Below are 10,401 nucleotides of genomic sequence, written 5' to 3'. Positions count from 1 at the left end.
CGTCGTCTCATTCCCCGGATCGTCCGTCCCCGTTGGCACCGTTGGCCCCATTGGCCTCGACAGCCTGGTCGAGGACGCCGGGCAGGGCCCGGAGGAACGCGTCCACCTCGTCGTCGCGCACGTTCAGCGGCGGCATCAGCCGTACGACATCGGGGGCGGGCGCGTTGACCAGGAAGCCGGCGTCCTGAGCCGCCTGCTGCACCTGGGCTGCCAGCGGCTCGGTGAGCACGATACCCAGCAGCAGGCCCGCACCCCTGACATGGTCGACCAACGCGTGCCCCGCTGACTCGATTCCGTCCCGCAGCTTCTCCCCGGCGCGCTTGGTGTTCGCCAGCAGGCCCTCGGCCACGATGGTGTCGACGACGGCGAGTCCGGCGGCGCAGGCGACCGGGTTGCCGCCGAAGGTCGTGCCGTGGTGGCCGGGCTTCAGCAGCTCGGCCGCCGCGCCGAACGCCACGGTCGCGCCGAGCGGCAGGCCGCCGCCGATGCCCTTGGCGAGGGTGACGACGTCGGGGTCGACGCCCTCCTGCGCGAGGTGCGCGAACCAGTGGCCGGTACGGCCGATTCCGGTCTGCACCTCGTCGAGGACCAGCAGGGTGCCGGTGGCGCGGGTGATCTCGCGGGCCGCCTTCAGGTATCCGGTGGGCGGGACGACGGCGCCGTTCTCGCCCTGGATCGGCTCGATGATCACAAAGGCGGTGTCCTCGGTGACGGCGGCGCGCAGGGCCTCCACGTCGCCGTACGGGACGTGCGTGACGTCACCGGGCAGCGGCAGGAACGGCTGCTGCTTGCCGGGCTGGCCGGTGAGGGCGAGGGCACCCATGGTGCGGCCGTGGAAGCCGCCGTCGTTGGCGACCATGTGGGTGCGGCCCGTCAGCCGGCCGATCTTGAACGCGCCCTCGTTGGCCTCGGCGCCCGAGTTGCAGAAGAACACCCGGCCGTCGCGGCCGAAGAGGTCGAGCAGCCGTTCGGCGAGCGCGACGGGCGGCTCGGCGACGAACAGGTTGGAGACGTGGCCGAGCGCGGCGATCTGCCGGGACACGGCCTCGACGACGGCCGGGTGGCCGTGGCCGAGCGCGTTCACCGCGATGCCGCCGACGAAGTCGGTGTACTGCTTGCCGTCCGCGTCCCACAGCGTGCTGCCCGCGCCGCGCACCAGCGGGATGCGGGGCGTGCCGTAGTTGTCCATCAGCGCGCCCTGCCAGCGCCGGGTCAGCTCCTGGTTGGCGGTCATGGCGGTCCCCCTCGTTCAGTCGCTCAGTTCGTCCGGCACGACCATCGTGCCGATTCCCTCGTCGGTGAAGATCTCCAGCAGGATCGAGTGCTGGACGCGCCCGTCGATGACGCGCGCGGTGTGCACGCCGTTGCGCACGGCGTGCAGGCAGCCCTGCATCTTCGGCACCATGCCGCTGGACAGCTCGGGGATGAGCTTCTCCAGCTCGGTGGCGGTCAGACGGCTGATGACGTCGTCGCTGTGAGGCCAGTCCTCGTACAGGCCCTCCACATCGGTGAGCACCATCAGCGTCTCGGCACCAAGCGCCGCAGCGAGTGCCGCAGCCGCCGTATCAGCATTGACGTTGTAGACATGCCCCTTGCCGCCTTCGTCCTGGGAGCGGGCGATCGAGGAGACGACCGGGATGCGGCCGTCCGCGAGCAGCGCCTCGATGGCGCCGGTGTCGATCTCGGTGACCTCGCCGACCTGGCCGATGTCGACCAGCTCGCCCGCGATCAGCGGCCGGTGCCGGGTCGCGGTGATGGTGCGCGCGTCCTCGCCGGTGAGGCCCACGGCGAGGGGTCCGTGTTCGTTGAGCAGGCCCACGAGCTCGCGCTGCACCTGCCCGGCGAGGACCATGCGGACGACGTCCATGGCCTCGGGCGTCGTGACGCGAAGCCCCGCCTTGAACTCGCTGACCAGGCCCTGTTTGTCGAGCTGGGCGCTGATCTGCGGGCCGCCGCCGTGCACCACGACCGGGCGCAGTCCGGCGTGGTGCAGGAACACGACGTCCTGGGCGAACGCGGCCTTCAGGTCCTTGTCCACCATGGCGTTGCCGCCGAATTTGATGACGACGGTCTTGCCGCGGTGACGGGTCAGCCAGGGCAGCGCCTCGATCAGGATCTGGGCCTTGGGCAGTGCGGTGTGCTTGCGGGTGTTCATGGGGCTTTCCAGGTGGAGAGGGCGTACCGCGCGGGGGCGTGTGCCGCGCTGGGGAGTACGCGCTACGAGGAGTACGCGCTGTTCTCGTGGACGTAGTCGGCGGTGAGGTCGTTGGCCCAGATGACGGCGGACGCGGACCCGGCGGCGAGGTCGGCGGTGATCCGCACCTCGCGGTAGCGCATGTCCACCAGGTCGCGGTCCTCGCCGACCGAGCCGTTCTTGCAGACCCAGACGTCGTTGATGGCGACGTTCAGGCGGTCGGGCTCGAAGGCGGCGGAGGTGGTGCCGATGGCGGAGAGCACGCGGCCCCAGTTGGGGTCCTCGCCGTGGATGGCGCATTTGAGGAGGTTGTTGCGGGCGATGGAGCGGCCCACCTCGACGGCGTCGTCCTCGTCGGCCGCGCCGATCACCTCGATGCGGATGTCCTTGCTCGCGCCCTCGGCGTCGCCGATGAGCTGGCGCGCGAGGTCGTCGCAGACCTGCCGGACGGCGTCGGCGAACTCCGCGTACTCCGGCGTCACCGCGGCGGCGCCGGACGCGAGCAGCAGCACCGTGTCGTTGGTCGACATGCAGCCGTCGGAGTCGACGCGGTCGAAGGTGAGGCGGGTCGCCTCGCGCAGGGCCCGGTCGAGGTCGGGGGCGGCGACGTCGGCGTCGGTGGTGAGGACGACGAGCATCGTGGCGAGGCCGGGGGCGAGCATGCCCGCGCCCTTGGCCATGCCGCCGACGGTCCAGCCCGCGCCTTCGGCCACGGCCGTCTTGTGCACGCTGTCGGTGGTCTTGATGGCGATGGCGGCCTTCTCGCCGCCGTGCGCGGACAGGGCCGCGGCCGCCGTCCCGACGCCCGGCAGGAGCTTGTCCATGGGGAGCGTCACGCCGATGAGTCCGGTGGACGCGACGGCGACCTCGCCCGCGTTCAGGCCGAGGGTCCCGGCGACCTTCTCGGCGGTGGCGTGCGTGTCCTGGAAGCCCTGCGGGCCCGTACAGGCGTTGGCGCCGCCGGAGTTGAGGACGACCGCCGACACCTGTCCGCCCTTGACGACCTGCTCGGACCACAGGACCGGCGCGGCCTTCACGCGGTTGGACGTGAAGACGCCCGCGGCGGCCAGGCGGGGGCCGTCGTTGACCACGAGGGCCAGGTCCGGGTTGCCGCTCTCCTTGATCCCGGCGGCGATGCCCGCCGCCCGGAATCCCTTGGCTGCCGTGACACTCACTGCGTCTCCTTGTCGGCGGTCGTCGGATGCGGCCCGGCGGCCGCGGGCGCGCCGCTCACGGCGCGACTCCGATGGTGGGAAGGCCCAGCTCCTCGGGGAGGCCCAGGGCGATGTTCATGCTCTGCACCGCGCCACCGGCGGTGCCCTTGGTGAGGTTGTCGATGGCGCTGATCACGATCACGCGGCCGGACGCCGGGTCGTGGGCGGCCTGGACGTGCACGGCGTTGGAGCCGTACACCGACGCCGTGGCCGGCCACCGGCCCTCGGGAAGCAGGTGCACGAACGGTTCTTCGGCGAAGGCCTTCTCGTACGCCGCGCGGACGCTCTCCGCGGTCGCGCCGGGCTTGGCCTTGGCGCTGCAGGTGGCGAGGATGCCGCGCGGCATCGGGGCCAGCGTCGGGGTGAAGGAGACCGTGACACGGGCGCCCGCGGCGGCGCTCAGGTTCTGGATCATCTCCGGCGTGTGCCGGTGCGCCCCGCCCACGCCGTACGGCGACATGGAGCCCATGACCTCGGAGCCGAGCAGGTGTGCCTTGGGCGCCTTGCCCGCGCCGGAGGTCCCGGACGCCGCGACGATCACCGCCTCGTCCTCGACGAGCCCGGCCGCGTACGCCGGGAAGAGCGCGAGCGAGACGGCCGTCGGGTAGCACCCCGGGACCGCGATGCGCTTGCTGCCCGCGAGGGCGGCGCGGGCGCCGGGCAGCTCGGGCAGTCCGTAGGGCCAGGTGCCCGCGTGGGCGCTGCCGTAGAACTTCTCCCAGTCCGCCGCGTCCTGGAGCCGGAAGTCGGCGCCCATGTCGACGACGAGCACCTCCGGGCCGAGCTGTTCGGCGACGGCCGCGGACTGGCCGTGCGGCAGGGCGAGGAAGACGACGTCGTGACCGGCCAGGGTCTCGGCGGTGGTCGGCTCCAGGACGCGCTCGGCGAGCGGGGCCAGGTGCGGCTGGAGCGCGCCCAGGCGCTCGCCCGCGTTCGAGTGGGCGGTGAGGGTGCCGATCTCGACCTCGGGGTGCACGGCGAGGAGCCTCAGCAGCTCGCCGCCCGCGTATCCGCTCGCTCCCGCGACCGCTGCGCGTACCGTCATGGATTCCTCCTGCATGGATGGCATGAATATACATTGCGCCGCACTTTTATACAATGGGGAGCCGTGCCGCCCGCGGCCACCGGCTGTTCGGTGAGGCGCCGCCAGGGCCCGTTCACCGGGCCGCGTCCCGTCCCCCAGGTGATCGGCGCCCGCCCATCATGGCACCGGGGCGGCACGGACCGGCAGGAACGGCTGACAGTTCAGGTGCCTGAAGGAACGGCGCCGGAGGGTGCTGGGCAGCGCCCTCCGAAGGGTGCTGGGCAGCTCTCGACAGCGCAGGCGGGGCCGGGCCGGCAGCGGTGCCGCGGGCGCACCCGCGCCCACCGGCCGGCCGGGCCCGGGCACACGCACGACCGCCCCGGTCGGCGGCTGCCGACCGGGGCGGTGCGCATGCGGTGTGTCGGGCGCTCAGGGCGCCGGGCGCGTCAGGCGAGCGAGGCGATCGCCTGGTTGAAGGTGGCCGACGGGCGCATGACCGCGGCGGCCTTGACCGGGTCGGGCTGGTAGTAGCCGCCGATGTCGGCCGGCTTGCCCTGGACGGCGAGCAGCTCGGCGACGATCGTCTGCTCCTGCTCGGCCAGCGTCTTGGCGAGCGGCCCGAACGCCTCGGCGAGCTGGGCGTCGTCGGTCTGCTTGGCCAGCTCCTGCGCCCAGTACAGGGACAGGTAGAAGTGGCTGCCGCGGTTGTCGATGCCACCGAGCTTGCGGCTCGGCGACTTGTTCTCCTCCAGGAAGGAGGCCGTCGCGCGGTCCAGGGTGTCCGCGAGGATCTGGGCGCGGGCGTTGCCCGTGGTCTGCGCGAGGTGCTCGAAGGACACCGCGAGCGCGAGGAACTCGCCGAGGCTGTCCCAGCGCAGGTAGTCCTCCTTGACGAGCTGCTGCACGTGCTTGGGCGCGGAGCCGCCGGCGCCGGTCTCGAACAGGCCGCCGCCGTTCATCAGCGGGACGACCGACAGCATCTTGGCGCTGGTGCCCAGCTCCAGGATCGGGAACAGGTCGGTCAGGTAGTCGCGCAGGACGTTGCCGGTGACGGAGATGGTGTTCTCGCCGCGGCGGATGCGCTCCAGGGAGAACTTGATCGCCTCGACCGGGGCCAGGACCTGGATGTCCAGGCCCTCGGTGTCGTGCTCCGGCAGGTACTGCTCGACCTTGGCGATGAGGCGCGCGTCGTGGGCGCGGTCCGCGTCCAGCCAGAAGACGGCCGGGTCGCCGGTGGCGCGGGCGCGCGAGACGGCGAGCTTCACCCAGTCCTTGATCGGGGCGTCCTTGGTCTGGCACATCCGGAAGATGTCCCCGGCGGCGACGGCCTGCTCCAGGACGACGTTCCCGGCCTCGTCGACGACGCGGACGGTGCCCGCGGCGGCGACCTCGAAGGTCTTGTCGTGGCTGCCGTACTCCTCGGCCTTCTGCGCCATGAGGCCGACGTTGGGCACCGAGCCCATGGTGGCCGGGTCGTAGGCGCCGTGGGCACGGCAGTCGTCGATGGCGACCTGGTAGATGCCCGCGTAGGAGCTGTCGGGAAGGACCGCGAGGGTGTCGTGCTCGGCGCCGTCCGGGCCCCACATGTGGCCGGAGGTGCGGATCATCGCGGGCATCGAGGCGTCGACGATGACGTCGCTCGGTACGTGCAGGTTGGTGATGCCGCGGTCGGAGTCGACCATGGCCAGCTCCGGGCCCTCGGCCAGCTCGGCGTCGAAGGACGCCTTGATCTCGGCGCCGTTCGGCAGGGCCTCCAGGCCCTTGTAGATGCCGCCGAGGCCGTCGTTCGGGGTCAGACCGGCGCCCGTGAGGGTGTCGCCGTACTTCTCGAAGGTCTGCGGGAAGAAGGCGCGCACCACGTGCCCGAAGATGATCGGGTCGGAGACCTTCATCATCGTGGCCTTGAGGTGCACGGAGAACAGCACGCCCTCGGCCTTGGCGCGGGCGATCTGCGCGGTCAGGAACGCGCGCAGCTCGGCGACGTGCAGCACGGACGCGTCGACGACCTCGTCCGCGAGGACCGGCACCGACTCGCGCAGGACGGTGGTGGCGCCGTCCGCGGCGGCCAGCTCGATGCGCAGGGAGCCCGCGGCGCCGATGACGGCGGACTTCTCGGTGGAGCGGAAGTCGTTCTCGCCCATGGTGGCGACGTTGGTCTTGGAGTCGGCCGACCAGGCGCCCATGCGGTGCGGGTGGGCCTTGGCGTAGTTCTTGACCGACGCGGGGGCGCGGCGGTCGGAGTTGCCCTCGCGCAGGACCGGGTTGACGGCGGAGCCCTTGACCTTGTCGTAGCGGGCGCGGATGTCGCGCTCCGCGTCGGTCTTCGGGTCGTCCGGGTAGTCCGGCAGCGCGTAGCCCTGCTCCTGCAGCTCGGCGACGGCGGCCTTGAGCTGCGGGATGGACGCCGAGATGTTCGGCAGCTTGATGATGTTCGCCTGCGGCGTCTTGGCCAGCTCACCCAGCTCGGCGAGCGCGTCGTCGATGCGCTGGCCCGCCTCCAGGTGCTCCGGGAAGCTCGCGATGATCCGGCCCGCCAGGGAGATGTCACGGGTCTCGACGCTCACGCCTGCCGTCGAGGCGTACGCCTGGATCACGGGCAGGAAGGAATGCGTCGCGAGGGCGGGGGCCTCGTCAGTGTGCGTGTAGATGATGGTCGAGTCAGTCACCGGGTGCTCCGCTCCACGTCTGCAACATTGCTCGACATCAAGATATCTCGTGGCGGTGGTGGTCCCGACAGGGCCCTCGCCCGAGTTTCCGGACGCGGTGCGCGGGCGGGTCGGCACACCGCGCCCAGGCGGGGCGGCGGCGTCCGGTCACCGGGACGGTGCGGGCGCCCACACCCCGGCGGCCGTGCCCGCGCGCACGTGCTCCTCGTACGCGACGACCTTGCCGTGGATGATGTCCAGGCTGGCGCCGAGCTCGACGATCCGCGCGCGGACGGCACGCTCGTGCGCCTGGAGGAGGGCGAGCCGTTCGGGCTCGTTCCCCGGGCCCGAGCGGACAAGTCCGGCGAATCGCTTCAGTTCGGCGATCGGCATCCCGGACGCCCGCAGCCGGTTGCACAGGGCGAGCCACTCCACGTCGGCGGGCTCGTACACGCGTCGGCCGCCGCCGGTCCGGGGGATCGGCCGCAGGAACAGTTCCTCCCGTTCGAAGAACCGCAGCGCGTGCACGCTCAGGCCGGTCGTCTCGGCGACCTCCCCGATGGACAGTCCGGCGGGCTTGCCGTCGAGCGGACCGGCACCCTCGCCGTCGTCACCCTTCCCCACGCGCACACCTCCCCTTCCGAGCCGCACCGGATCCCAGACCCCGGATCCCAGAGCTTGATCTAGATCGCAGTCTAGGTTCTAGCGTCCTCCCCATGACGACCAGGACCACCCCCCAACGCCCCCTCGGCTCCGGCCACGACGCCCGCAGCACCGCCGCCGACGTACTGAAAGGCATCGATCTCACCGGCAGGACCGCCGTGATCACCGGCGGCTACTCCGGCCTCGGCCTCGAAGCCACCCGCGCCCTCGCCCGCGCCGGAGCCCGGGTGATCGTCCCGGCACGCAGGCCGGACACGGCCGCGCGGGCCCTGGGCGACACGCCGGGCACGGAGGTCGCCGCGCTCGACCTCGCGGACCTCGACAGCGTCCGCGCCTTCGCCGACACGGTCCTCGCGAGCGGCCGCGCCGTCGACCTCCTCATCGCCAACGCGGGCATCATGGCCTGCCCCGAGACCCGCGTCGGCCCCGGCTGGGAGGCCCACTTCGCGGTCAACCACCTCGGCCACTTCGCCCTCACCAACCGCCTCGCCCCGGCGCTGACCCCGGGCGGCGCCCGCGTCGTGTCGGTGGCGTCCTCGGGCCACTTCCTGTCGGACATCCGCTGGGACGACCCGCACTTCCGCCGCTCCCCCTACGACCCGTGGCTCGCCTACGCCCAGTCCAAGACGGCGAACGCCCTCTTCGCCCGGCACCTGGACGCCGTCGCCGGTGACCGGGGCCCGCGCGCGTTCGCCGTGCACCCGGGCAGCATCCTCACGCCGCTCCAGCGCCACGTCCCGCGCGAGGAGCAGATCGCGCAGGGCTGGATGGACCGCGACGGCAGGCCCGCCGACGGCTTCAAGTCAGCGGCGCAGGGCGCGGCGACGGCCGTGTGGGCGGCGACCGCTCCGCTCCTGGAGGGGCACGGCGGCGCCTACTGCCAGGACTGCGACGTCGCGGGGCCCGCCACGACCGACGACATGCTGATCGGCGGCGTCAAGCCGTGGGCGGCGGACCCGGCCGCGGCGGCCAGGCTGTGGGACCTGTCCGCCGAACTCACCGGGACCAACGCCTGGGTGTAGTCACGACCGGGGCCGGCCGACCCGCGGAGCCGGGCAGGCGCGGTCGCGCTCCGGGAGTTCGCCGCCCCCGAGGTAGTCGTTGACGGCGCGCTCGGCGCACGGCACCCGGGTCAGTCCGTCGATCTCGCGGCCGTACACGCCGTGGCCGCGGATGTCGGTGGCCACCAGGCGGGAGCCGCGCAGCGCGCGGTGCATGGCGAGGGCGTCCGCGAAGCGCGTGTGGTCGCGCCTGGCCTGGAGCATCAGAACCGGTACGTCGTTGTCGACGGTCACGCCGGGCTCGCGCGGCGGCTTCTCGAAGAACTGGCACGGCGCCGTGATGCCGTTGACGAACGGCCCGAAGACGGGCTCCGTGGCGCGGCTGCGCACGCTGTTCCGCCAGTACGTCTCCGTTGCCGTCGGCCAGCCCCCGGCGGGCCAGCCGCCGTCGCCGCACATGAAGAACGTGCCGCCGAGCATGCTGTCGGCGGCCTCGGGCGAGTTCAGCATCTTGAGCATGGCGGCGAGTTCGGGGCCCGGTTCGGTGAGTTCGCCGCGGTCGGCGGCGACGAGGTCGCGTACGAGCGAGGCCACCAGGGGGTCGTTCTCCTGCTGCGTGAGCGGCTGCTTGAGGATCATCCGCAGCAGCGGCGCGGTCAGGCGCTGCCCGGCCACGGCCAGCGGCCGCCGCTCGGCGTGCGTGAGGACTTCCTCGACGCGGGCGCGCACGGCGCGGGCGCTGCGGCCGAGCCGGTACGTCGGGTGGTGCCGCGCCGTCCAGGCGGCCCACTCGTCCAGGGCGCGCTCGGCGGGCGCCCCCGACCGCTGGAACTGCTCGTACTGCGTGGCGGCGGGGTCGGTGACGGAGTCGATGACGAACCGGTCGACGCGGCGCGGGAACAACTGCGCGTAGGCGGCGCCCAGGTCGGCGCCGTACGAGACGCCGTAGTACGAGAGGGTGCGCTGCCCGAGGGCCGCCCGGATCACGTCCATGTCGCGGGCGACGTTGCGCGAGGAGGCGCCCGGCAGCAGGGCCGCGTTGTCGCCGCGGGCGTGGCAGCGGCGCGCGTCCTCGCGGCCGTCGCGCACCGCCGCCTCGAAGTCCGCACGCGGGCTCGTCGTTTCGGGCGGGGCGGGCCTGTGCGCCGGGTCGCAGGTGATCGGGGTGCTCGCGCCGAGGAAGCGCGGGTCGAAGCCGATCAGGTCGTAGCGGCCCGCGACGTCCTTGAGGGCGGGGCGCAGCGCGAGGGTGTACGCGAGTCCGGTGCCGCCGGGGCCGCCCGGGTTGGACAGCAGGACGCCGCGCCGCTCGCTCTCGGGTGCGGTCGCCTTGATGCGGGACACGGCGACCTTGATGGTGCGGCCGTGCGGGTCGGCGTAGTCGAGGGGGACGGTGACGTCGGCGCAGCGGGCGCCCGCCGCGTTCAGCTCCTTCTGGGAGGCGGGGCACGCGGTCCACGTCAGGTGCTGGGTGCGGTACTTGGCGAGCGCGGCCTGGCCCGGAGTGCCCGGCCCGGACGGAGCGGCCGACGCGGCGCGGCCGGCGGGGGCCGGTGGTGCCGGCCGCTCGGCCAGGGCCTGCGCGGGCAGGACACCCGTGAGGACGGCGGCCAGGCCGAGCCCGGCGGTGGTCGTGGTGGTGGCGCGCATCGTGCTCCTC

At 73.0% G+C, this 10,401-nt stretch carries 8 protein-coding genes; 1 reads left to right on the top strand and 7 read right to left on the bottom strand.

What is annotated here, in order from left to right:
- Positions 1 to 7 precede the first annotated feature (7 nt).
- The 6 genes from IE274_RS32375 to IE274_RS32350 all read right to left on the bottom strand — a co-directional run bounded on the left by IE274_RS32375 (position 8) and on the right by IE274_RS32350 (position 7,701).
- Positions 8 to 1,234, bottom strand: a complete 1,227-nt coding sequence (locus IE274_RS32375; RefSeq protein WP_190119504.1) for an acetylornithine transaminase — start codon at positions 1,232 to 1,234, stop codon at positions 8 to 10.
- A gap of 15 nt (positions 1,235 to 1,249) precedes the next feature.
- Complete coding sequence (gene argB / locus IE274_RS32370; RefSeq protein ID WP_190119503.1) at positions 1,250 to 2,155, bottom strand: acetylglutamate kinase; 906 nt, start codon at positions 2,153 to 2,155, stop codon at positions 1,250 to 1,252.
- Between the two features lie 62 nt (positions 2,156 to 2,217).
- Positions 2,218 to 3,369: a bifunctional glutamate N-acetyltransferase/amino-acid acetyltransferase ArgJ gene (gene argJ / locus IE274_RS32365; RefSeq protein ID WP_190119502.1), complete on the bottom strand. Its 1,152-nt coding sequence runs from the start codon at positions 3,367 to 3,369 to the stop codon at positions 2,218 to 2,220.
- 55 nt (positions 3,370 to 3,424) lie between these two features.
- Positions 3,425 to 4,453, bottom strand: coding sequence for an N-acetyl-gamma-glutamyl-phosphate reductase (gene argC, locus IE274_RS32360; protein WP_190119501.1), 1,029 nt, complete (start codon positions 4,451 to 4,453; stop codon positions 3,425 to 3,427).
- 425 nt (positions 4,454 to 4,878) lie between these two features.
- Complete coding sequence (locus IE274_RS32355) at positions 4,879 to 7,098, bottom strand: NADP-dependent isocitrate dehydrogenase (RefSeq protein ID WP_190119500.1); 2,220 nt, start codon at positions 7,096 to 7,098, stop codon at positions 4,879 to 4,881.
- Between the two features lie 147 nt (positions 7,099 to 7,245).
- Positions 7,246 to 7,701 carry a MerR family transcriptional regulator gene (locus tag IE274_RS32350; protein ID WP_190119499.1) on the bottom strand — a complete coding sequence of 152 codons (456 nt, stop codon included), beginning with the start codon at positions 7,699 to 7,701 and terminating at the stop codon, positions 7,246 to 7,248.
- 92 nt (positions 7,702 to 7,793) lie between these two features.
- On the opposite strand from IE274_RS32350, the gene IE274_RS32345 reads away from it, so the two are divergent.
- Positions 7,794 to 8,762 carry an oxidoreductase gene (locus IE274_RS32345; protein ID WP_190119498.1) on the top strand — a complete coding sequence of 323 codons (969 nt, stop codon included), beginning with the start codon at positions 7,794 to 7,796 and terminating at the stop codon, positions 8,760 to 8,762.
- On the opposite strand, the gene IE274_RS32340 is transcribed toward IE274_RS32345, so the two are convergent.
- Positions 8,763 to 10,391, bottom strand: a complete 1,629-nt coding sequence (locus IE274_RS32340) for an alpha/beta fold hydrolase (RefSeq protein ID WP_190119497.1) — start codon at positions 10,389 to 10,391, stop codon at positions 8,763 to 8,765.
- Positions 10,392 to 10,401 lie beyond the last annotated feature (10 nt).

Source organism: Streptomyces flavofungini (genome assembly GCF_014650815.1).
In the GTDB taxonomy this organism is placed as follows: Bacteria; Actinomycetota; Actinomycetes; order Streptomycetales; family Streptomycetaceae; genus Streptomyces; species Streptomyces flavofungini.
Note: the sequence above shows the minus strand (reverse complement) of the source record. Positions and strands in the feature narration are given on the sequence as shown.